Annotated in this window: 25 protein-coding genes; 8 read left to right on the top strand and 17 right to left on the bottom strand. The window is 36.4% G+C overall.

What is annotated here, in order from left to right:
- Positions 1-6: 6 nt before the first annotated feature.
- The gene (locus tag KIV10_RS07820; protein ID WP_214112952.1) at positions 7-1,449 is read left to right on the top strand and encodes an RNA-binding domain-containing protein; all 1,443 of its coding nucleotides are present in this window, start codon (positions 7-9) and stop codon (positions 1,447-1,449) included.
- Here KIV10_RS07820 and KIV10_RS07815 read toward each other — a convergent pair.
- Positions 1,446-2,177 (bottom strand): hypothetical protein, encoded by a 732-nt coding sequence (locus KIV10_RS07815; protein ID WP_214112951.1) that lies wholly within the window; start codon positions 2,175-2,177, stop codon positions 1,446-1,448. The two genes, KIV10_RS07820 and KIV10_RS07815, sit on opposite strands and share 4 nt — an antisense overlap.
- A complete protein-coding gene (locus KIV10_RS07810; protein ID WP_214112950.1) occupies positions 2,164-2,832 on the bottom strand; it encodes a sigma-70 family RNA polymerase sigma factor in 669 nt (222 codons plus the stop codon). Before KIV10_RS07810 ends, KIV10_RS07815 begins: the two co-directional genes overlap by 14 nt.
- Before the next feature lie 106 nt (positions 2,833-2,938).
- Between KIV10_RS07810 and KIV10_RS07805 the strand changes: the two genes are divergently transcribed.
- Genes KIV10_RS07805 through KIV10_RS07790 form a run of 4 tightly spaced genes read left to right on the top strand, consistent with a single transcriptional unit; the run spans position 2,939 to position 5,984 of the window.
- The gene (locus KIV10_RS07805; protein WP_214112949.1) at positions 2,939-3,112 is read left to right on the top strand and encodes a hypothetical protein; all 174 of its coding nucleotides are present in this window, start codon (positions 2,939-2,941) and stop codon (positions 3,110-3,112) included.
- Positions 3,113-3,115: 3 nt separating this feature from the next.
- Positions 3,116-3,532 (top strand): lecithin retinol acyltransferase family protein, encoded by a 417-nt coding sequence (locus KIV10_RS07800; RefSeq protein WP_214112948.1) that lies wholly within the window; start codon positions 3,116-3,118, stop codon positions 3,530-3,532.
- On the top strand, positions 3,525-4,352 hold the full coding sequence (locus KIV10_RS07795; protein WP_214112947.1) for an SMODS-associated NUDIX domain-containing protein: 828 nt from the start codon (positions 3,525-3,527) through the stop codon (positions 4,350-4,352). The genes KIV10_RS07800 and KIV10_RS07795 overlap by 8 nt, the downstream gene beginning before the upstream one ends.
- Positions 4,353-5,984 carry a nucleotidyltransferase domain-containing protein gene (locus KIV10_RS07790; protein WP_214112946.1) on the top strand — a complete coding sequence of 544 codons (1,632 nt, stop codon included), beginning with the start codon at positions 4,353-4,355 and terminating at the stop codon, positions 5,982-5,984.
- Between the two features lie 9 nt (positions 5,985-5,993).
- Here KIV10_RS07790 and KIV10_RS07785 read toward each other — a convergent pair whose 3' ends face one another.
- From KIV10_RS07785 to KIV10_RS07745, 9 genes are read right to left on the bottom strand one after another with little or no spacing between them, the layout of a single operon-like run.
- Complete coding sequence (locus KIV10_RS07785; RefSeq protein ID WP_214112945.1) at positions 5,994-6,356, bottom strand: nuclear transport factor 2 family protein; 363 nt, start codon at positions 6,354-6,356, stop codon at positions 5,994-5,996.
- Between the two features lie 7 nt (positions 6,357-6,363).
- Positions 6,364-7,197 carry a DUF4138 domain-containing protein gene (locus KIV10_RS07780; protein ID WP_214112944.1) on the bottom strand — a complete coding sequence of 278 codons (834 nt, stop codon included), beginning with the start codon at positions 7,195-7,197 and terminating at the stop codon, positions 6,364-6,366.
- Positions 7,194-8,117 (bottom strand): conjugative transposon protein TraM, encoded by a 924-nt coding sequence (gene traM / locus KIV10_RS07775; RefSeq protein WP_214112943.1) that lies wholly within the window; start codon positions 8,115-8,117, stop codon positions 7,194-7,196. The genes KIV10_RS07780 and traM overlap by 4 nt, the downstream gene beginning before the upstream one ends.
- On the bottom strand, positions 8,107-8,721 hold the full coding sequence (locus KIV10_RS07770; protein WP_214112942.1) for a conjugal transfer protein TraK: 615 nt from the start codon (positions 8,719-8,721) through the stop codon (positions 8,107-8,109). Before KIV10_RS07770 ends, traM begins: the two co-directional genes overlap by 11 nt.
- 15 nt (positions 8,722-8,736) lie before the next feature.
- Positions 8,737-9,579, bottom strand: a complete 843-nt coding sequence (locus KIV10_RS07765) for a hypothetical protein (RefSeq protein ID WP_214112941.1) — start codon at positions 9,577-9,579, stop codon at positions 8,737-8,739.
- A gap of 1 nt (position 9,580) precedes the next feature.
- A complete protein-coding gene (locus KIV10_RS07760; RefSeq protein WP_214112940.1) occupies positions 9,581-10,150 on the bottom strand; it encodes a conjugal transfer protein in 570 nt (189 codons plus the stop codon).
- 11 nt (positions 10,151-10,161) lie between these two features.
- Positions 10,162-12,558: a TraG family conjugative transposon ATPase gene (locus KIV10_RS07755; protein WP_214112939.1), complete on the bottom strand. Its 2,397-nt coding sequence runs from the start codon at positions 12,556-12,558 to the stop codon at positions 10,162-10,164.
- Positions 12,545-12,829, bottom strand: coding sequence for a hypothetical protein (locus KIV10_RS07750; protein ID WP_045079504.1), 285 nt, complete (start codon positions 12,827-12,829; stop codon positions 12,545-12,547). The genes KIV10_RS07755 and KIV10_RS07750 overlap by 14 nt, the downstream gene beginning before the upstream one ends.
- Entirely contained in the window at positions 12,829-13,116 is a 288-nt protein-coding gene (locus KIV10_RS07745; RefSeq protein ID WP_045079503.1) for a hypothetical protein, read from the bottom strand. The genes KIV10_RS07750 and KIV10_RS07745 overlap by 1 nt, the downstream gene beginning before the upstream one ends.
- Before the next feature lie 176 nt (positions 13,117-13,292).
- On the opposite strand from KIV10_RS07745, the gene KIV10_RS07740 reads away from it, so the two are divergent.
- The 3 genes from KIV10_RS07740 (at position 13,293) to KIV10_RS07730 (ending at position 17,068) form a co-directional block, all read left to right on the top strand.
- Positions 13,293-13,952 (top strand): N-acetylmuramoyl-L-alanine amidase family protein, encoded by a 660-nt coding sequence (locus tag KIV10_RS07740; protein ID WP_045079502.1) that lies wholly within the window; start codon positions 13,293-13,295, stop codon positions 13,950-13,952.
- Between the two features lie 176 nt (positions 13,953-14,128).
- The gene (locus KIV10_RS07735; RefSeq protein ID WP_214112938.1) at positions 14,129-16,081 is read left to right on the top strand and encodes a hypothetical protein; all 1,953 of its coding nucleotides are present in this window, start codon (positions 14,129-14,131) and stop codon (positions 16,079-16,081) included.
- Between the two features lie 21 nt (positions 16,082-16,102).
- Positions 16,103-17,068 (top strand): HNH endonuclease, encoded by a 966-nt coding sequence (locus KIV10_RS07730; protein ID WP_045079500.1) that lies wholly within the window; start codon positions 16,103-16,105, stop codon positions 17,066-17,068.
- 8 nt (positions 17,069-17,076) lie between these two features.
- Here the strand turns inward: KIV10_RS07730 and KIV10_RS07725 are convergent, their stop codons facing one another.
- The 6 genes from KIV10_RS07725 to KIV10_RS07700 form a co-directional block, all read right to left on the bottom strand.
- Entirely contained in the window at positions 17,077-18,189 is a 1,113-nt protein-coding gene (locus KIV10_RS07725) for an exonuclease/endonuclease/phosphatase family protein (protein WP_214112937.1), read from the bottom strand.
- Between the two features lie 11 nt (positions 18,190-18,200).
- Positions 18,201-18,857: a P-loop NTPase family protein gene (locus KIV10_RS07720; protein ID WP_214112936.1), complete on the bottom strand. Its 657-nt coding sequence runs from the start codon at positions 18,855-18,857 to the stop codon at positions 18,201-18,203.
- Complete coding sequence (locus tag KIV10_RS07715) at positions 18,841-19,515, bottom strand: hypothetical protein (RefSeq protein ID WP_214112935.1); 675 nt, start codon at positions 19,513-19,515, stop codon at positions 18,841-18,843. Before KIV10_RS07715 ends, KIV10_RS07720 begins: the two co-directional genes overlap by 17 nt.
- A gap of 6 nt (positions 19,516-19,521) precedes the next feature.
- Positions 19,522-19,803 carry a helix-turn-helix domain-containing protein gene (locus KIV10_RS07710; RefSeq protein ID WP_214112934.1) on the bottom strand — a complete coding sequence of 94 codons (282 nt, stop codon included), beginning with the start codon at positions 19,801-19,803 and terminating at the stop codon, positions 19,522-19,524.
- A gap of 325 nt (positions 19,804-20,128) precedes the next feature.
- Positions 20,129-20,968 carry an RteC domain-containing protein gene (locus KIV10_RS07705; protein WP_045079495.1) on the bottom strand — a complete coding sequence of 280 codons (840 nt, stop codon included), beginning with the start codon at positions 20,966-20,968 and terminating at the stop codon, positions 20,129-20,131.
- 26 nt (positions 20,969-20,994) lie between these two features.
- A complete protein-coding gene (locus KIV10_RS07700; RefSeq protein WP_214112933.1) occupies positions 20,995-23,406 on the bottom strand; it encodes an aminotransferase class I/II-fold pyridoxal phosphate-dependent enzyme in 2,412 nt (803 codons plus the stop codon).
- Between the last annotated feature and the right edge of the window lie 58 nt (positions 23,407-23,464).

Genomic DNA, 23,464 nt, shown 5'->3' with positions numbered 1-23,464 from the left:
ATTTATATGTCAGAAACCAATCGTATAGAATACAAAAGAGAACTTACCGAAGGTCTGGAAAAAGAGGTCATTGCTTTCCTGAACTATCGTGAAGGCGGTGTTCTATATATTGGTGTCGATAAAAATGGAAACACTTATGGCTTGGCAGATGCTGATGCAGACCAACTCAAAATAAAAGACAGGTTAAAAAACAACATTCGCCCCTCTGCAATGGGTCTGTTCGACATCGTGAGTGAAGTTAGGAAAGGAAAGGACATCCTCAAAGTGATTGTCGCCAGTGGTCCGGAAAAACCATATCATCTCAAAAAATATGGGATGAGCGAGAAAGGCTGTTTCATCCGTTTAGGTTCTGCTGCAGAACCGATGCCACAAAAGATGATTGATGAACTTTTTGCCAGCCGAACCCGTAATTCCATTAGCAAAATAAAGGCAAATAGACAAGATTTGACGTTTAGTCAATTGAAGATATACTATCAGGAATCGGGTCATACTCTTGGTAATGCCTTTGCAAAAAATCTGGAACTTCTTACGGAAGATGGTTTATATAATTATGCAGCCTATTTATTGGCCGACAAAAACAATACATCTATAAAAGTTGCCAAATATTCAGGAACAAGTCGTGCTGACTTGATAGAAAGCAATGAGTATGGCCACGAAAGTTTGGTAAAAGCAACAAAGCAAGTCATCGATAAGATTGCCGTAGAAAATAGAACCAATACTAAAATCACATCCAAAGAACGAAAACAAAATAATCTTTGGAATCCCATTGCCTTACGTGAGGCCATCATCAATGCATTTGTGCATAATGACTATACCAATGAAATTCCGCCAAAATTTGAAATCTTTTCAGACCGAATTGAGATTACATCTGCTGGCGGTTTACCGGAAGGTTTGAGCGAACAGGAGTTTTTTGAAGGCTTTTCCGTACCTCGGAATAAGGAATTGATGCGTATTTTTAAAGATTTGGAATTGGTGGAACAGCTGGGTTCTGGCATACCACGTATTTTAGAACACTATGGAAAAGAGAGTTTTAACTTTAGTGAAAACTTTCTTCGAATGACTTTTATGGCAAAAGAAACTGCTGTTAATAAAGATGATGCTGATGGTAAAGAAATAGGTGGTCAAATAGGTGGTGTAATAGGTGGTCAAATGGGTGGTCAAATGGGTGGTCAAATGGGTGGTCAAATGGGTGGTCAAAAAGGTAGTCAAATAAATAAGGAAACTGAAAAAGCAATAGATGCTAATCCTGAATTAACACAAAGACAAAAGCAAATACTAAAACTTATATACGTAGATAATAGGATAAGTCGTTCTGGAATTGCAGAGGTTCTTCATATAAATGAATCTGCTATTCAAAAGCACCTAAATAATCTAAAAGAAGCTGGATATATAGAACGCATAGGTGGCACTCGCGGATATTGGCAGGTTAATGTGGAAGGTAAATTTTAATTACTTGAAGGATAAAATCCCTCACTATTCATCCATTCAATTGTATCAAGTATTTCCTCTCTTTTAAATTTCGATTTATCTGGATGCCAGTCATAAAATTTCTTTATTAAAATTTCATCATTGAGAAGTTGTTTTTCTTCTATAATTTCTTTCCAACAAGCAAAAACTGTAGCGATTAGCTCTACATTTCTAGTTCTAAATTTTCTAAATTTTTCAATAATAAAATCAATATCAGAGAGCTCGTTGGAAAAATAACGTTCATACCATTCTCTATGACCACCAACTTTTTCTAAAGGCTGATACTTGAGGTAGTCGTTTGAGGAAAAAGTAAACCACTGATTTTCTCTAAATTTTTTATCCAATGACCGCATCAATCGATTGTCATAAGGGCCCATTGCCTGTTTGAGAAAATTCGTATGAAGATTCATTTGTGCTGAATGCTGGCACAGGTATATTAACTTTTGGAGTTTAAGATGTCCTAAAGTGTTTTCTTTATGAAGTTTAAATACAATTTCAGCGGCTAAAACTGTTCTACGATGAAAATCAATATTAGTAGGTTTTATTTTAGGCCGTAAATTTTTTAGAATCTCTTCCGAATTAATTTTAGTTTCGTCTGCCTCAAACCGATAATTTCTAAAACTTTCGTCAAATGCTTTTATTTCAATTTCATTTTCAGGTAAACCAAAACCTAAAGAACCTAGTATTTCATCTATTTTAGACTTTTCCATCAGATAATTCTTTAGTTAATTTCATTACTTCCTTATAACTTTTAATCTTTTCAAGCGCTTCCTTTTTATAAGTACGAATAGTGGATTGTTCAATTCCACCTAAATGGACGCGGAGTTGTTCACGAAGTTTTTTAGGAAGATTAAATCCTAACTTCTCATACTTGGTGTAAGTTAAATAAACAGTTCTTTGGGCTGGGGTTAGTGATTCTATTGCTTTGATGATAATAGCCTGTTCCATATTGAGTTGTACGCCCTTTAGATTAGGCAATTCAGTTACAATTTCTTCTGACCCGTCATAAGGATTGTTAATTTTCCGTTGCTGTTGACGATAATAGTTTGTAAACTCATTTCTCGCAATTTTATATAAATAATTTTTAAAAGCATCATCCACATTTTTTTTCCTTGCCTTATTTATTTGGAAGTCCCCCTTTTTTGCATATGAAGAGAATGTAGCGGTGGCAACTAATTCAGCGACCGTAATGTCGTGACCAAATCTTTTAGAAGTGATTTCGCATTTGTTCAACACATCTTTTTTAAATCTATGACATAAAGCGTGAAATGCGTTTTCCCGTAAAGAATCGGGATTACCTTTATCCTGATAAAGTTCAGTCAATTGTAGGGTTTCTTCATCTTTAAGTATATTCCAGTCAGACATTTAGTTGGTTCATTAACTGTACGCAAAAGCGTTGGGAACGGTTGAGCGTATTAAGGGTAGTAACATGCTCGCGTAAAACTAATAATAATTTTTAACAAATTTTAAGATGGCAAAAAATAAACCAATCGGAGACAATGCTCGAAAAGGAGCTGTAAAACAAAGGTCACAAGTCCTTAACCCAAAAACAAACTTGTACGTAAAAAGAAATGGCGAAAACGGTCAATTTATGGACGTGAAAACAACTGGCGGAAAGTTTAAAGGGGTCAGAAAAGAAAAATAAAATATGATAAATACATTATATAATCTCTCTGGTCTTTTGCCAGGGGATGTAATTATTGCTAAAAAACGTACTGGATTCGGTAGAATTCTTAATCATTACATAGTGTATGTTGGAGATAATAGATTTATTGGTAATCTTATTGATGGAGTAAAAGAATTGCATCATCACGAATTAATGAGATTACTACAAGATTATGAACCAATAGGCGTTAGGCCGTTCAATGGAACAATATTTCAACGGCAATTAGCAATTCATAGGGCTTATTCTAAATTAGGTAACAGATACAGTTTGTTAAATTTCAACTGTGAACACTTTGCAAATTGGGTTCAGTTCGGTAAAGCAGAAAGTAGTCAAGTGACGACCGGTTTTCTTATTCTGGCAGGTGCAATTGCTTTAAAAGTGATGGCAAGGGATGAGTAGTGAATTAAAAAGATTTTTTGGTTACGTCGTCGGTTTTTGTTTAGCAATCGGCTACTTAATTTATAGGTATTTTTTCCTTAATCCAGTAACAGATTTTCATAAGGAAATTTTGGTAGCATTTGCAATTGCAATTATTACGGCCTGCTTGATGGGGATTTACGAAACCATTAAATGTCAAGGCAAATATTTTTGGATAGCCTTAAAATGTTCTCTCTTAATTCCAAACAAAAAAGTGTATGTGTCATTGAGCTATTTGCTTCGGATAAAAATACAGGGAAATGAGCTTTATTTTTTAGTGAAAGGCTCTAAAATTAATCAGTACCAACCTGTTGGTGGCGTATACAAATTGGTTGGCAATAAGGATATTTATAAAGATTGGGAAGCTTATCCAAAATCAGACATCAAGAATCCGAAGGACTTGCGCTTTTTTGTAAGGGCAAAACATATTCCAAATATTATACAGTGGTTTAAATCAAGAAAAGATAGAGAAATTGGTGTGTGGAGAGAATTTTTTGAAGAATTGGTTGAAACAAAAATTTTAAAGCCGGAAAACTTTAAAACCATACGGGCTGAATATCTTGGTACTCACGAGAATATTCTCAATAAACAGAATAGGTTTAGCGATGAGACATATCATACGTTGATATACGATATTTTTCAGATTGAACTCAACCAAGATCAACTTAACCAGTTCAATAATTTATTGGATGCAAACAGATTTACCGAAAAATACGCATTCGTAACCAAAGATGAAATTGAAAAAGAATGCTTTAACAATCACAAATTTAAAATAGGACAACACGCCAAATTTACAATATAAATGAATTTTCAAGAATATTTATACAACCACGGTTTTCAAAGAGAAGACTTACTTGCAAGACTCGCTGAATCGCTTGAACTTGATGAATCACGTTCCAAAAGAATGGAATCCGCTTACAATGCAATTTATGATGTATTAAAGGCAGATCCAATATTTTTTTCCAAAGTGGACTTTGTGGTATATCCACAAGGTTCAAAAGCGATAGGTACGACTACAAAACCCATTGGCCAAGATGAATTTGATTTGGATATAGTAATCCAAATCAGAGAGTCATACCATATTTATACTTCATCAGAGATTTATAATCATCTCATCCGGGTATTCAAAAACAACCAACTTTACAAACCAAAGCTAATTGAAAAAAATCGATGTGCGAGAATAAACTACGAGGGTGATTTTCACCTCGATATACTTCCCGGTTGTATAATCATTGAAACAGAAGATAAATTGATGGTTCCCGACAGAGAACTGGCATCTTGGACTTCATCATTCCCAAAAGGATACTCAAAATGGTTTTTGGACAGAGCAGAAAACGTTCGAGAAACTTTATTGAAGAAAGCATTTAGTGGATATATTACCCTTTCCGAAGCAAAAGCAGAACAGGAAGATTTGCCAAATGAGGACTATTATGACAAAGAGCCATTGAAACGCTCTGTGCAACTCACAAAACGTTATCGGGATATCTTTTTTGCAAATAAACCAAAATATCGAACTTCCAGTATAGTTCTTACAACGATTTTTGGGCAATTTTACGATGGTGAAGCGTCTATTTATGAAACCATTGATAACGTTCTAAATAAAATTTTAAGGAGATATAGTGCCTATGAGATGTTATACGAAAGTAGTGGTGTTTATAACAGAATCAAGGTTTTAAACCCTGTGAATGAAGACGAAGATTTTACAGAGAAATGGGATAAAGATAAAGAGTACTATATTCAGTTTATTGCATTTGCAAGAAGTTTTAAGGAAAATTGGGAGCGTCTAAAAAATGGTAATTTTGGTGTGGCAGAAGATTTATTCGGAAGTACCAGAACAAAGACTATTTTAAAAGCACAACTGGAGAGTTTGGTATCAACAAAATCAAACACTCTTGAAAAAGCTGGTCTTACTATTTTATCGGGAAATAATTATGTAGATGGGAGTGGGAATATTACTGAAACCCACGGATATAAAAGTAAACCCAACCGTAATTATGGTAGTGTGGAAATAGACATTCGTTCAAGACAAAATACGATATTTTCAAAGAATTATATCGCGCCATACATTCAAAAGGAATATGTTGATAAAAACTTTCCTTGGTTACAAACAGTTGTTAAAGACGGTAAACTCTTGGGAAAGGGTAAAATTAGGCCAAAAGGCTGTAAAAAAGAATACGAAATACTTGTGAGTTATGATATAAATGGCATTGGAAGAAAAGAAAGGGTATTTATTTTGAACGATAGTAGAATTAAATTCGGAACTGCGCCACATTTATATCCAGGAAACAGTCTATGCCTTTATTATCCAAAAGATTTACCACAACATTTAGATTTAAATTTTGTTGATATTATTCCTTGGATATCAGAATGGCTAGTAATGTACGAGCTTTGGAAAAAATATGGAATTTGGTTGGCTAACGAGATTAAGCACTAATCTTTTATCTCAAAATGGTCCTTTTTCCTTTAAAGCTTTTTCCGTAACCTTCCATCGCCCATTTTCCTTAATAAGCTTAAAAGTCTCAGGTTTCTCCTCATACGAAGTAGAAAACTGAACCCAAGCAATATCTCCATCCACTTTTTCTTGCAAAACCTTAAAATTAAATTTTCCAGAAGTGTTGGCAGTCATTATATCTTGAATGGCCATAAATGATTCATAACTCTCAGCGGTAGTGTATTCCTTCAATTTCTGATTGTCTTTATTATAGAAACTTTCCACAACAACCTTGGCAGTTTCGGTAGGGGATAGGGATTGTTGGGAGCAGGAGATACCAACAAGAAACAGGAGTATTAAGGCTAGATTTTTCATAGCAGTTTCAATTTGGGTTATTGATATATTTATTTGATACTTTCAGTTTTATATTTCGTTCCCCATTTTTTTCATTCAGTTCCAAAACGACCATTTTATCATTGCTCAATGAAAATTTGGGAAGTACATAAACCATTCTTTTGATTTGATTCTCGTCAACCTTCGTAGGAACATTGTATTTAAAATTAGTAAGCTGTGAAATTTGCTGTAAAGATTTCTTCTTTCCCTGTTTTCTGGTTTGTGTCGAAATATCCAAGAAATTTAGATCGTAATCCAATGAAGATTTGTTTTCAATTTTGACAACGAAATAAAGTTCTTCCTTATCAAAAACTATATTTTCCAAACTCAGAACTATACCATGCTTACGTTTTTGGATGCTCCCAATTTTTTGTTTTCTAGTCAACAGATAAGAGCAAAACCTTTCGTAGTAAAATGTTTTGTCCGTGAACAGATTGGCAACATTAGTAGAATCAGAACCCTCTGTAAATTTTGGTTGTTCAAAACCGATACTCTCGGACTGTGGAACAAAATGAATCAGCTTTTCCAATTGCTCCCTATAGCTTACAATATACGAAAAAATTGAGCCATTTGTGTTGATTACAAGCAAATTACTTGCCTTTCCGGGCTTTGCCTGGAGCAGTCCAAAGTATTGTTCTTTTTCACGGTTATAAGTAAAAACAAAATTGTCCGCACCCGTAATTCCTTGTCGAATAGGATGGGGAAAAAAGAGGGCTACGTTCTTTTGGTCGTTGGCAAAGATGGTGTCGAGCGGGGCAGTGTTTTGGGCCTCCATAAAGAAGCTGGCAAGGAATAAACTTCCCAATAAAATTGAATTTTTCATAACGCTGGTTTTAGAATGAGTTTATAATTATTGGTCACGGTAACCTTGACCGTTCTTTGGTTCTTTCGAAATACTTTTTGGATTCCGCTAACCTGTGGAACCCCTGCTATATTGATGTCTCCTACTATGTCATCCACGATCTCGCGACTCAAATCAGCTCGGAAACTGTTTTCCACATAAATCCCTTCACTTCCATCCTGGAGATCAAAGGCTTTTAGTTTGACGGGACGATGATTAATGTTCTCAATTTCAATTAGGGCACGGTTTGGTTTAAAGCTAATAAAACCGAAAACGGGTGTGTTCTTTGGAACTTTTACTCCATTTATCAATGCATCCTTTAACAGGCGCATCCGAAGGCGATAATTGGTCTTCACTACTTGGTTCCCGTCAACTTCCACCAATATTTCAGCATCAGTATTGGCAATGTCCATCTTTGGATTGGCCATTGGATCCGACGCAAAAAACAATTGATGTTCCAGACCCAATTCCTTTAGTGCAATGGCTTCATCTTTTTTGGCCGTAAGGGTATCCTCGTTCACTTTTGGTTTCCTTCGATACCTTTCGGGAACCACATAGGTGTCTTTTGAATAGGTGATCCTGTTGTGTTTGTAAATACTATCCACAATCCTCACCTTTTCTTTATCCATAAAATCAGGATCGTAAAAACCCAGGGAATCGATATTCTTTTCATCGTAAATACTCGGTGCATTGGTTTCTCTAACTTCTTTTAGCGCATCAATCGCTTCCAGTTTTGTCTTGTATTCTTTTTGGTTTTCATCCAAATCCGGCACGGCAGTCTGTGTCAAGCTTTCGCTTTTGGATTCATCACCCGACAATACGGATACGGTGTAGGCGATAATGAATACTACCACAACTGCGAGGACAGAACCGAATACTATTTTATTCTTTTCAATTTTCATTTGTAAGTTTTTTAAGTGATTTTTCAAAATAATCAGTAATCAAAAGGCCGTGTGTGTTCTTGGGAAAATTTCGGTCCACGACAATCAGATTTCCTGTGGAAATCAACTCATACCTATCCACCACGGTGCCGCGATTGATTTCAAAAATTGTTTTAGTTTGAAATTTATAGGGATTGCTCTGCAGGTCTAATTGGGATTCAATGCTGAGCACTTTTTGAACCAGTGAATATTGGAGCAATCTATTATATACACCATCGGCTTTTTTCTGTCGGTACAGGTTATCAACTGAGCTGTTTCCCAACCAAAGTGCTTTTTCCAAATTCTTTTCGTAGTTGCTTGCATCGATATTGTAGAAATAGGTATGAAACAGCTCGAGATGCGCCAAGGCTTCAACTCTAAGATTTTCCTTTTGTGCCACCCATTTTAAAGGAATTACAGATCCGTCGGTATTGATGGCGAAAGCATTGTTCAATGCTTTGTTATTGATTCTGAAAACTGACCAAACGGCCAATCCACTCGAAAGAAAAGAGAAGGCCAATACGGCGATTACAATGAATCGGTTCGTTTTAAGGACGGTGTATATATTTTTATAAGGTGTTTTCATAATTTAAAATACGCTTTAAGCGGTAAAAAGTCTTAGGGTGAATGATGTGGCACGTCGATAAAGCTTAAATTTTAGGAATACGATAAATCCTATGGAGCCGAGTTCCACAACGGGCGCAAAGACTCTACTGCCCACATCGGTGCCAAAAAGGTTTACCCAAAAGTTGGTATTAATCTCCGTATAGATTGCATTAATAAAAACATTGACCAGAAAAAAAGCCGGAACCAACATATACACTGCCGCATAAAGCTTGAAATAGTTATAGGCAAGGGTTCGAAATTTCTCAAAAACGGCCAAGCTGATTACGAGCGGAAAGAAGGCACGCATAATTCCCAAAAGGAAAAATCGTTCGGCCAAGAATAGGGGATAGATAAACAGATCCAAAATCCAAAGAATTAGACTTCCGATAAAGGCGAAAATCTTAAATCCATACAGTGGCGTTACCAGTGCATCGTACAATAGTGCCATTGCTTTTTTGGCGGCTTCCAATGCGCCCACATCCTCTTCCAATGGAATATCCTGCATTTGGAGAGGAAGGAGCGCAGGAGCCGTGTTGCGATATTGGGATTCAATGGCTACCAATATGCCATCAAAGAACCCCAATACCTGCGTTGAGAAAATGACGAGGATTACGATCATAAAATTTTTGATTAGGTCGCCAGGGCTAAGTCCCCAAGTATATCCATCCTTATCTACCGCACCCTCATTGTACTTTTTTAGGATATTAATTAGAAAGAACAGCACCGCAAGCGTTTTCATTCCGCCAATGGTGTATTGCGAAAAGTCGCTGTTCTGTATGGTCTGGTAAATCGTGTCCACATATTCCAGACCTATTCCCAATGAGATTGCGGCAGTCATTTTAGTAGGCTGTTTCCCGGTTATTTATCTTGTCCTGCATTTTTCTAAAGGAAATAATATCCCGATAGCGCTCAGTCTTTTTTGTGATTTCAGCCACCATTTCCTTTGTTTGTACTTCCTTTGCTTTCAAAATCGAGGCTCTTTCGGCATCGCTCATTTTCATATAATCGCTGGAGAGGATCTGATCTATAAAGTCAAGATTGTCCAAAGAGGTATCGATTATAGCGTTGAAGGAATCTGAGATACGGGTAATCTCGTCAGGTTTTATAAAAGGGGAGTTCAATATATCCCGTAAATCCTCATTTACAATGTCAATCAAACGTTGGTTGTCCCGGTTGATTTCTTGGACTGCCTTCAGCTGTTTGATCACATCGTTTACCTTTTCGAGGTTTTCCTTTTGTGTTTTTAAGAACTTGACGGTTTTGATTAGATTGGAGGTCTGCTTACCGGATTCCAATAGCTGTTTAATCAAACTGATAAAGTTTGTGTTGTCATAAACGGGCATTCCTTGGGCCTTGATATTTAGGCTGAACAATAGTGCCATTGCGAGAATTAAAATTTTTGACTTCATAAATTCTGTTTTTAGGATGTATATTCAGTGATTGCTTTTTCCATATTTTGATGCTTTTCATAAAGCTTCATTATTTCTTCATTTTCAGCCCCGTCCGTTAAGTAAGCTGCATAAACTTCTTTGGGAACTTCCAATCGGAAAATGTTGCTTTCCTTTCCGATTTTAATAAACATTTCCGTGTACTTGCGCGGCCCAGAAAGATTGTTTTTGATTGATTTCAGCTGATTTAAATCGTGGCTGGAGAGGTGCAACCTTTTCTGCAGCTCGTCATATCCTTTTTCATTGTGAAGGCTGTAAATGACCTGTGTGTTTTCCAAAATACTTGCAGAAGTTGAATTGTTGGGAAGCTGATTAATGGACTGAAGAATGATCCCGATGGCACCGTTCTGTTTTCGGATGGCCTGGTAATAGAATTCCACACTTTCCAGTACGTTTTCGAACTTGAGCTGTTTTGCAAACTCATCGAACAGAATGATACCTTTTTCAGCACGGTTCTTCCAAATGGTTCTTTGGATTGCGGACTTTATAAGCTTTAGCATAACCGAAAGAATTTCCTTGTTGTCCTTTACTTCGTCCAGCTCGAAAACTATCAATCTTTTATCCTCAATTTTATAGGTTTGGTCCTCACTTACCTCAAAGAGGAAACTGTACAGTCCATCCCCAACATACTCGGACATAATGTGCAGGAAATTGGTAATGTTGAAATAATCGGAATGAATTTTCAATTTCTTTAAAAGTGAATCCTGATTGGACTCAATAAAAGCATAAAAACTGCTAAGTGAATGATTGGTCTTGATTTGCTTATAATAATGGCGTAGGATTTTCTTAACGGATACTGATTGTGCTTTGGTCACTTTTAAATCGGAAGCGAACAATTCAAAAAGGAATACCGAAAGATCCTCCAGACGTTCCGGGGTCAAGTCTTTAAGGTCACTTATATAAAAGGGGTTTATGCCAAGGTTTTTTCCACTTTCATAGCGGAGCACGGTGTATTGCTCTGGATAAAGTTTTGCGAATTTGGTGTAGGAACCGCCCAAATCTATAATGACAAGACGAACTCCGCTTTCGAAATATTGACGCAAGATATTGTTGGCCAAAAAAGATTTCCCTTCCCCCGTAGGAGCGAAGATTGCAAAGTTTCTGGCCTTGATGCGTTTCTTTTTTTCGTCCCAAACATCTTTAAGGACAGGGATGTTATGTTCCCTGTCATTGAATATTACTCCCGTTGTATCCGATTTATAATTGGTGTTGTTGATCAATAGGCATAGCGAATGTTTTAAATCCGTTACATACAGATCGTCATTTGAAAAGTTGGAAGAAAAGCAGCAAAAGCTATTTAGGATATAATTCTTGCGTTCCTCGCCTCTGGGATAGTATGGAATAATGTCCAGCTCCTTGAATTCAGTCTTTATTTTGGAGCTAATTTTTTCAAGGTTTTTCACTTCCTTATCCCAATAAATAATATTGAGGTGTCCCCGGATAACCCGGGCATTGTCATCGGAATTTATTTGGTCCTGAATATATTGGATTTTCTTTAGGACGACTTTATTTTGTGAGCCAAAATTGGAGCTTTTGTTGAGTTCCTCGATCTTCTTGTCGAGAATTTTTCGCCACTTTTGTTTGTCATCCAGATATATGATTTGGTTTACGATATGGTTTTCATTCAGGGTAAGTCCAAGCCCATCAATAAACCCTTGATGGAACACAAAATCGTCCGAAGTAAAATGTTCGTTGGTCTTGCTGCTCTGTACATTTTCGCCAAAGCATAGTTCACTGTTTATGGAAAGGACATCGAAATAGTTTTCCCCTATATTCAATTCCTTTTTATCTAAGATTATATCTGTGTCAAACCCTTCATTGAAACCATTGAAAAACCCATTTGTCATATTTTGGATTTCCGTTGGATCCAAAGGAGTGAACTCCATTTTTCGACTGTTGTTTATAAAGGAAACCGAATCGCTAACGGCACCGACAAAGCTGTGGATAGCATCGTCCATTTCCGGGACAATGGTTTTTGTCACCTTTTTGAAGGGGTTGATGTATTTTGAATTGTTGAGTGCCTTATTCTTGGTGAGAATGAAAAACAGATAACACTTATGCTTCATATATTCCCGTCCCATAAAATGCTTGTGTGTGGCTTTTTCCAGAAAGGTTTTGTTGGGTAGATTTTCTGAGGAAAAGTTTCTTTTTAGATAAATATCCTGTTTGTGAACAACGCATCCAGTGGGTAAGGATTTAATGGCCTGGAACCACGCTCCGTGAATATCCTCAAAATCTTTTTCGGAGAGGGAATATATTTCTGGAAGATTGCCCGCGTAACACAAAACAACATTGCCATTATTGGCAAAAATGACATTCTCTTGAATATCCACGATTGGGTAATATGTCGCCACGTTAATCTTCTTCATAATTGAAAAGTGTGGGTTTCTTGTTGCTGATAATCTGTGGAAAGGGTTTTGAGAAATGGAATAGTTGTGGATTGTTTGTAATCTTGATAAGTGCGATATACAGTCCCATATTCAATACTATTACTCCGACAATTATTCCGAAACTGAAAGAGAAAATAATGACCAAGAGCGATGCTACTATTGAAATCATCATTAGGGCAAACAAGGAAATGGGCAGCCCAAAAATGACCGCGCGTTTCCTGATGTTTCTATAGGTTTCGTACTGTTTCATTACACCACGATTCCGATTAAATAAGTAAAGATTCCTACCACCGCTCCCGCGATCAGCACGAATACCAAAACCCGTGTAATTCCTTTTTTTAGGTCTGCGTTCTCTCCGAAGAAATGCCCAGCATTAAATAGAAATCCAATAAGAAAGATGACCCCGAGAATAATAGGGAAGATGGTCCGTATAGTATCGGAAACATCATTTACGGAATCTTCGATTCCACCAATCTGTGCGAAGCTTCGTGCGATTGAAAATAAAAGTGCGGTTAAAATGAAAATAGATCTTTTCATAGCTATGCGTTTTATAAACCTGAAACAGGTTGGTTACTGAAATTTTGCGAAATCTATTATGAAAAGAAGGGAGGGAAAGAAAATCTTTAAACTTTAACGTGATCCAGTGTTAAACTTTGGAAGATTGTTAGAAATGGAAATGAATCTTTGAATTTTGTTCAAAACAAGAAGTTATTATGGTTCTGTTCAAGGTTTTATTCTCGATCCTTTTGGCCCTAGAATTATTTAGTCTGCCCAATCGTGTTTTGGGACAACCAAACCCAAATGGAAAAAGGATAATTGTAATTGATCCCGGTCACGGTGGAAAAGATCCTGGGGCAGTGGGTGTAAATGGGATTCTCGAAAAAGATGTCGTTCTAAAAATCGCAAAACAGACTGCAGAACTGAATGAAACCGTTTTTAAAAATCAATATGAAATTTACTTAACGCGATATAAGGACACACTTATTTCATTGGGAGATAGAACCAAGTTAGCAAAATCCTTGAATGCAGATATTTTTATTTCCTTGCATTGCAATCATTTTGATAGTCCGAATGCGAGAGGGATTGAAGTGTATGTTTCAAATTCTATTGGAATGTATTGGAAGCATTCCATTTTAACAGGATATGAAATTGAAAAGGCATTGGTCAATAATATTGGTTTGGAAAGTCGTGGTGTGAAGTTTGCAAATTTTCAGGTCTTAAGGGAAACGGTTGATTGTTTTCCTGCTGTGCTTTTGGAATTTGGGTTTTTGTCTAATTTGGACGAAGCAAATTACTATTCAGTAGATAAAAACTTGAAAGTGATTGCATTACTGTTATTGAATGAATTAACCAAAATATCAAATTATGAATAAGTTGTTTGAACAGGTTTTGAAAAGTTTAAAGCAGATTGTTGTAACGGTTTGTTCAGAAGCTATTAAGGTTATTAAGAAATTGAAGTAATTTGAATGTTCTGTTATCTATCAATTTCCACCGATAATTCCTTATTTTTGTTTGGATATAACGAATTACCACACATTTAAAAAAAACATTGAGAAAACCAAAATACAGCATAGAGCATTATAAGGTTATTGCCGAAAAAAATGGTGGAAAATGTTTGACAAATGAATTGATTAGTTCAGAAACGAAACTTGATTTAGTTTGTGTAAATAATCACAAATGGTCAACTTATCCAAGAAATTTAATTAGAGGATTTTGGTGTAAACGTTGCTCGTCTAAACGAACCTCAAATAAATGGAAAAAAACACTTTCAGACTGTATAGCTGTTGCAACTAAAAATAATGGCAAATGCCTTTCACAAGAGTATATTAGTAGTAATTCTAAAATGACTTGGCAATGTAAGGAAAATCATATTTGGCAGGCAACTTATAATAGTATTCAACAAGGAAGTTGGTGTAACATTTGTTCATCCAAAAAAGGAAGTGAAAAATTAAAACATTCTTTATCTGATTGTGTAGAAACCGCTAAAGAAAACAACGGAAAATGTTTGTCGGAACATTACGAGAATAGTCAAACAAAAATGCTTTGGCAATGTGATAAAAAACATATTTGGAAATCTTCATATGCAAATATTAGAAAAGGTACTTGGTGCAGAATATGCTCTATAAAAAAAAGTGGCTTGAAAAGACGTTTGTCTTTGGACTTCTTTAAAAAATACGCCATTTCAAAAAATGGTCTTTGCTTAAGTGAACATTACGAAACCCAAAGTTCTAAACTTGAATTTCAATGCTCAAAAGGTCATAAATGGAAAACAACAGCAGGTTCAATTAGAGCCGGTAAAACGTGGTGTCCATTTTGTGCAGGAACATTTAAAGTTACAACGGAAAAACAAATTCAAGATAAATTAGATGAGGTTAGGAATATTGCAATTTTAAAGGGAGGTAAATGCCTATCAAAAACATATATAAATAGTAAAACAAAATTAAAATTTCAATGCTCACAAGGTCACATTTGGGAAACTATACCACACATAATAAAAAAAGGTGGTTGGTGCAATGCTTGCGCTGTAAAGAGGGTAAGCGATGAACAAAGAGATACGATAGAAGATTTTATCCAAATCATAAAAAAGAATGGTGGCAAATGCTTATCGAAAACTTATCTAAATGCTACTCAAAGTAGAATTCACGTAGAATGTGAGAATGGCCATAGGTGGTTTGCAAGGCCACAAGGATTAAAGAGAGATGCTTGGTGCAGAAAGTGTTACGGAACAGCAAAATCAACTTTGAGTGAAATCCAAGAATTAGCAATCGAAAGAGGAGGAAAATGCCTTTCCGCAAAATATAAAAATGATGCGACCAAAATGCAATGGGAATGTTCGGAAAAACATAAGTGGATTGCAACACCAAATAACATAAAAAGAGGTAAATGGTGTCCAACTTGCACAAAAGGAATAGGCGAAAGAACCTGTAGATTAAGTTTTGAAAAAATATTCGGTAAAAACTTCAACGGCATTAGACCTGATTGGTTAAAGAACAATATAGGTAATAAAATGGAACTTGACGGTTACAACGAAGAACTAAAAATTGCATTTGAACATCAAGGTCGTCAGCACTATTCTACAACAAACGTTAATCATAGATACGTCAAACAATCTACGATTGATAATGACAAACAGAAAGCAGAGATCTGTAAGGAATTAGGCGTTAAAATCATTTATATACCTGAAGTGTTTACGGATGTCAAATTAGATGATTTAGTTTCATTCATAATTAATCAACTTGAAAATAAAAATATAAAATATCCCATAAAGGCAAAAGATATTAAGCTAAATCCATCAGAGGTTTACACCTACACCAAAAATAAGGAACTTATTGAACGTGAAAATAGAGCCAAAGTTATAATTGAAAAATCTGGAGCAGAAACAATAGATATTTACAGGACAAACAGCGGAGTGAAAATTCGCGTGAAATGCAAAAATAATCACACTATGTCAACTACAACGAGGCAAATTTTGAAAGGAAATATCTGTGTAAAATGTAATTGATTTCCGTTTAATTAACAAATTATGAAAATAACTGATTTTTTAGATAAGTTTGAAAAAATAAGTTCAACTGATAACTTTGAAAAAAAGTTTGTCCGTGGTATAGATAAAACTTGTAAATTTTGTTCTAAAACATCAAATGAAACCACCTTCAATAATGTTCCGCACGTAATTCCTGAACTTTTCGGCAAAAATAATTTTACAAATAACGAGGAGTGTGATAATTGCAACACGTTATTTGGACGATTTGAGACAGATTTGGCGAATTATGTCAGTCCATATTTAACATTAATTGGACAAAGAACAAAAAGTAAAGTTCCCATATTTCAAAGTAGAAAGGGCGAAAATCAACGTTCTACAAGGATCAAAAACATTAACGGAAACCCTCACTTTAATTTTGGAAGTAATCTTTCAGATTTTGAATATGATTATCAAAATAATCAACTGAATGTCACTCTGAAAAAGAAAAAATTTGTTCCAATTAATGTTTATAAAGGTTTAGTGAAAGTCGGATTGTCATTATGCACAACAGAAGAATTGGAAAATTACAATAAGACTATTGACTGGTTATCTCAAAGAGAGGATGATCTTGAGAATACCATTTTTGATATTCCCTTACTATTATTGAGGACACGATTTTCAAAGAAATATTATGCAAAGCCAGCTGCTATTCTATACAAAAGAAAACATAGCATTTCAGGCAACATTTACCGACCAAACTTATGTTTGGTGGTTTATTCAGGAATTTTAGTTTTTCAGATTTTCATACCATTTTGCGATGAAACTGAAAACATTAATCCAAAGGAATATAAATTTGAATATGATTTATTTCCAGCTTTTGTATTTGATGTTGATTTCCCAAAAGATCAAGAGAAGATTGAATTGGATATAAGCGATATGTCCATTGTTAAATACGATATGAACTGGCGCGCACAAGTTGAAGAAGATGAATTAATCGGATTTAAATATGATAGTATCATTAGCAACTAATAGTCACTTTAAATTGTTAATTCACACCACATCACAGGATGCTCACTAGCCGCCTGACTCTTATTCTGCAAACTGGAATATATACCCCAATTAGGCCGCTTCTCCGGCCAAACCCCTTTCCTGTTCAGTCCACTACTTTCTACATTTGAAAAAAGCGCAGGAGATAACAATAAATAATCTTCTTGTCTAATATTTACTCCCATTCGGTAAGCACCTAATCGAAAGTAGGTAGCATCTTGACCTTCATCAAAATCAACATTAAAAGTTTTGTTTTTGCTGATGTCTTTTAAATCGGTTTCTTGGAGCAATGGAGCCAAGGAGTTGCAGTAGGAGGGAGCGTTTAAAGTTCCAACGAGGGCAATATTGGTTTTACTTTGCAACTGTAATATTTTATATATCACGGAGACTTGATATGCTTGATTTTTCCTTATTTCAAAAGCCTTTTCTTTATCGCATTTATTTTCATAGAAATAGGCCGAGAGTAAATGAATAATTTTTCCTTTTGGGCTTTGAATTTCGTATTCCAATAAATCCTGTGTTGCAGTTTCAGAATCATCTATACTATGAATTTTGATGGATTCCAATTGATATCCATTTTTTAAAAGTAAAGCTTGTTCACGGCTCTTTCCTTCAGAACTTGGTATCAAAATACTTTCCGAAAAAGAAGCGCAATTAAACTTAGGCAAGATGAAATTATTAAATTCATCCAAAGACATTTTATCTTCAACTTCTTGCAGCACCAAAATATCCGGGTCAATCTCTGAAATAACCATAGCTTTATGATTTGTAGCTTCTGGATCGATAGGCACGGTCTGAACTTTGATCCAACCGTTCCAATCCGTTAATTCCCCTGATTTAAGCTCTTTGGAGCAGTTCATTCCTTTCAAATAGAGCTCTCCCGCTTTCTTTCGCATCACCACGTATGGGTTTTGATAGGTTTTGTCAAAATCCAACAGGAACGATAATTCCCTTAACCGTTCAGTATTCGAAGCGCTTTTTTCTTTAGTTAGCAGGGTGTCGAATTCAACAATCCAATCGGAAACGCATTTGCCAACGGTTTTTTGAATCAAGCTTCTATCTCTATGAAACAGGTTTTGAACATTAAAGGTGGCTATTTTCATAATCGTAGATTTTATTTTCTTTTGTCCTGTGCATTTTTATCAAAGGCAATTAGGTTAAACATTTCGCGCATTCTGCTTCGCACACGGTTTCCATATCTTTCCTCCAGTTCCTCTGCATTTAGATTGGTAGTGGCATGCGTTTTCAGTTTGCTTTTCAGAAAAAGCTCATAACGTGAAAGCAGCACCTCTCCCATTACATTGCAGTCCTGTCCGTAGTGCCTCCCGATGGGCTCCACCCCCAGATCATCAAAACAGAAATAGCTGCCACTTCCGTAATCTTCAATGATTTTATAACCGAGGTGATTGAATGCAAAAACAATATTCCGGCAGGGTATTACCGAGTAGGATCGCTGAAGCGGAACAATAAACTGCAACAGCTTCATTAAAGATGTTTTACCACATCCCACAGGACCGGAAACCAAAAGCCCCTTATCTGGATCTATTCCTGCCTGATCGCATTTTTCTTTATCCTTTATAAAATAATTACTGAGTTTATAGATGATGTCCTTATCCTCCCTATAGATTTTGAACTGTTTGCCAAACAACAACTTTCCCTTAGCATCCAGATAGATCAAGATCTTTGGAAAATCATAGAACATCTCAAACCCATTGAACCTTCCGATTGAATATTCTATGCCGCCTTCGGTTATTTTAGAGGGGTTGACCATAATTTTTGATTTTACTGGTTTTAAGGTTGTCCCGATTTTGGGACATTGCTTTTCCCGTTTCAATTTCTTTGGATTTTAAAATCCAGTTTTCTGCTGTGGATTGCCAATCCGCTATTTCAATTTTTCCACCGATTTTCCAACCGATGCCGTTATAATGGTTGAAGAATTTTTCTCCTTCCAATACAGGCCATTTTTGTTTTTCAAAAAAAATTAAAACTTCATTTTTATTTTTTGGTAGCTTAGCTTTATTTCTGTTTGTTATATGTTTATTCATGTTTGTATAAGGTGCCAATGCTTGTCCCTTTAGTTGTTCAGTAGATTCCTCGGTACTTATCTCAGTAGTTGTTTCGTCGCTTGTTTCACTACTTGTATCAAATTTGGGCATCCTGATTTTACTCCCCTTGTAAGGATTGTGGGAGGGGAGATATCGAATGTATTTCCATCGATGCAGATTTTTTAAACATCGATGATAGGTTGCTTTTGAGCCTATTTTGGACATCTTCATAATCTCTTCCCGGTTTATATAAAACTCATCTGGAAACCGATTGATGTTCCAATATTGGAACAGGGCCATATACAAACTTATGTGCGTTGGGTTCAATTGGGAATCCATCGAAAATTGCTGAAAAACAGAGTTTAGGTGTTTTATATAGTTCATACATGATTAGTCACTTGGATGTTGAACACGATTATCTCTCATTACTTTCTGAATGTCCTCAGAATCATAATAAATGATTCCACCCATCTTGCTAAAAGGTAGCGTACCATTAATTCGAAGATTTTGGAGGGTGCCGGGACTTATCTGAAGCATTTCCATTACCTCTGAGGATTTGAGATATTTTTTCAAAGTGCCGGAAGCTTGTTTTGTGAGAATTTTTTTAATGTCATCGAGCAATTCAAACTTGAAATCCCGAAGATCGTCTGTGGTTATAATACTTGTTGGCATAATAGAACGGTTTTAGAAGAAAGGGACTATTTTATTGCTGTTATCTAATTTGATAGCCCCTTACTTGATTTAGCTCACGCACTTTAAAATTTTAATAGCAAAGTGTTCGTGAATCTTTGATTTGACTTTCGTTCTACAAATTTGCAGGTCTTTGATGGAAATCTTTCAATAGTCAATCCAGAGGTGGGAAAGATTTTTTCAAATAAAATTCGGGTAGTTTTGGAGGGAAATGAATGTTATCAATTTGGATATTGATACTAATTTGACATAATTTTAATGGCAAAAGATTTAAAAGCTGATTTCCCAACTTGGGAAGAGGGTGGGATTATGTATCCGATTCTTCGAACCGCTTCAATAATGATTCCTGCAATCTGTCCAGAAATTTGGTTCTACTGCCTTTACGTGCCCTGATCTCTATAAAAGTATGATAATAATTTCCAAGGTCTATATTGAAAATCTGTTCAAAAAGAGTAGCCATTTCCTTTATATCGGCCGTTCCGCTATTAATAGCCCCGCTGCTCTGCAGGGCATAGATGAGTTCTATGAGATCTGTTTTGTTTCCCGTCCAAAAAAGTCTTGATGATTGCTTCATTAAATTTGTGTTTTGATTGTCCTTGTAATTTTCTAGTTTTTCAATTTCCTGTTGTAAATAAACGATCAGCATATCATAGGCCATAATCGCCGCCACGGTTCCATCCTGACAAGTGGAGAACTTTTCGTCGATATAAAAGTTAAAGAAATCAGTGGTGGACCGAAGATCAGATTTGCCACGGACGAAATATTGTTCGTCGAGCGATGTTGCTCCCCTTCGATAATAATGGTAGAACTCCAGATTGTCATTAAAGAAGACCTGCAATTTGTCAATTTGATTATTGAGATATTTAATCTGGAATTTGGAACTGCTCCGTGGCCGTTTGCTTTCAATATTAAATAGTTTTGAGTAGTAGATCAGTTTGCTGAAGATTTGGGGCTTGATATGTTTGAAGAAAAATATCTCTTCCTGAATGGAGCCGAAACCATGCCGTACCACCTCCTCCCGAAGTGTTTTTATCCACCGCTCTGTATAGGCTATGCCAGTCTCTGCCCTGTATAAAATATCGTCCGTACAAGTTTCCAAAGCTTCCAATTTGGCTTCGAATTCCGATATTAAATCTTGATATTTCATGCATATGGGGCAATTTGAAGTGATTGTCAACTAGATTCCAGAATACCCATAAGTTCAAGTTTATAATTATCAGCTGTCTGTATATAAGCGTATTTATTATATACGGTAGCTCCCAATTTTCGTTTTTCAAACTCTGCGGTAAGGCCTAAAGAAATATGTCGACATTTCAGTTCTATTGCACGCTTAATGGTCTGGAATAAAAGTTGGCGATAAATATGAAATTGTTCCAGATAGTTATAATCCATTCCCACAAAGGCGGGGACGTAAGTGTTATAGATATTCCTATAACAAAGCATAACGCCTATCATTTTATTGGGTTCGTCCTTTGGAGCAATTGTAATGAATTCCCAATTCGGATGCACCCACATCTTACCAAACAGCTTCGCGGGAAAGGAAAAAGTGTTCAGTCCCAAGTTATTTTGATGTACATTGGAGTACAGTTCCGAAATCTGCTCCAATTGTTCTACGGTGGCCTCCTGTACGATACGTATATCAAGTAAATCCATAACTTTAAAAACCTCTTTTCGTAAGTGCTTTCTGTTTCTGCTGGAAAGTTGGGAAATGTATGTTTCCAGGGTTTCATCTTCGTCAAGCGCAAGCGTGCATGATTCTGGCATCTGTACGCGAACAAAGCCTTGTCCCAGAAAATAATCATGAAGCATTTTATTTTCCCGGAAATCACGAAGTACTATCATTTTTGCTTTAAGGGAATGTTCCAATTTTTCCAAATATTGCATAAGTAAATTCAACGCTTCCTGTTTTTGGGGATGTGAGTTTTCAAGAAATAAATGTTCGCCCTCCGTAAATAACGAACCAAGGCTCAGCACTTTTGAGGTCAAGTAATAAGGATTATTTTTGCGTTCTTCCTCAATGGTCTTAGAAGCTCCAACAGCTGCAAGCATATCGTCCTTCCATAATCCCACAGTCATAAATGTGGCCAATATTGGTTTTTGCTCTTGGTCATAGATAATCAAATACCTGAATTCCCAGTTATGTTCCATATGGGAATTGCCGCTAAATGATTCTTCCAAAAATTTCAATCCCTCCCAATCAAATACTCCATATTTTCCCAATAGGCTGTTCCAGAGCTTTTTGTCAATTTTTAATATGGAATCTTCTAATTGTACTTTTAAATCCGCAGTGACTTTTGGTTTTAAAAAAGCCTTTTTTTGTTTCGGCTCCAATTTAAAGGCCTGGAACACTCTTTCACTATTTGTGTGGGTGTCTTCCAGTGCCTTTGGAAAATGGAATTTCATCGCCTCCACAAGGTCCTTTATTTCCTCTTTTTGGTTGTGCCTGGAAATGGTAATGCGTACACCGGTATTCTTGACGGGAACGGCAGGGAAGATGCCAAGGTTTACATAAAATCCTTCCTTCATCAATCGGTTTACAAAATTATAACCTGTCCTTGGCATTCCGGTTCCGATATAAAACACCGGAGATATATTCTCGTCAATCAGGGGCAGATCGGTTTGCTGCAAAAGCTCATTGAAATATTCTACGTGTTCCCGCAGTTCCTGTTGCAGGGTATAAATTTCTGGGGAAAGGTGTATATCAGCCGAGGCAGTTGCCGCGGCAATGGATGCTGGTTCCAATTGGGCGGAAAAGGTTAAGGGCCCTCCAAAAGTCTTAATCTCATGGTACATTTTTTTATTGGAACACACCAACACCGCACCACTGGCTCCAAAGGTTTTGCTAAGGGTACCAAAGAGCAGAATATTTTCGGACAGTTCCCCAAGCTGGCTTAACACATATCCCGTACCGTTCTTGCCTATCCAGCTCATGCCGTGCACATCATCAAAATAGAAATTAAGCTGCGGATATTTTTGGCTTAATGCCATTAAATCGGAAATAGGAGCGAAGTCGCCGTACATGGAATAGATACCGTCAGCCATATACCAAATTTTCTTTCGCTGGTCTGAATACCGCTTTATTTTATCCTCAAGCATATTCAGGTCGTTGTGCCTTACCATATCAATAGGTACACTTCTATTCTTTAAAATCTTGGCCGCACTCTGCACGCTCCAATGAACCTGATGGTCTAAAATGATGGCATCCTGATCTTTCACTGCGCTCGGTATTACTCCTATATGACCCAGTGTACTGTTTTTGGTAATGATAATAGGATGTCCGTACATTTCGGTAACCTTTTCTTCCAACCTACTATATAGCGGATTGGAGATGTAAGACTTTGACAACGGAAACTGCGTGCCGTATTTGCGTATCGCATCAATAGCTGCTTCCTTTAGCCTTACATCCTGTTCCAGGCCTAAATACCCAGTGGTGCCAAAGTGAAAAAGGCTCCTGTTTTTAACTCCAATAGTACGTCCGTTAAAGGTTTCCCCTTCAGCGTACAGATGGAGTACGCCTTCCTGTTTTGCATCCGTAAACACCTCATGAACGGTATCCAAAAAGTTGTTGTGTTTGATTTTTGCCATGGTCGTTGAGTTTAAAGCATAGAATTTACGGGCATTTGATGGCAATTAAAAGTTCAAT

The sequence above is a fragment of the Aequorivita echinoideorum genome (assembly GCF_018476645.1).
Taxonomy (GTDB): Bacteria; Bacteroidota; Bacteroidia; order Flavobacteriales; family Flavobacteriaceae; genus Aequorivita; species Aequorivita echinoideorum.
The sequence above is the reverse complement of the archived record's forward strand: the minus strand, read 5'-3'. Positions and strand labels throughout refer to the sequence as shown.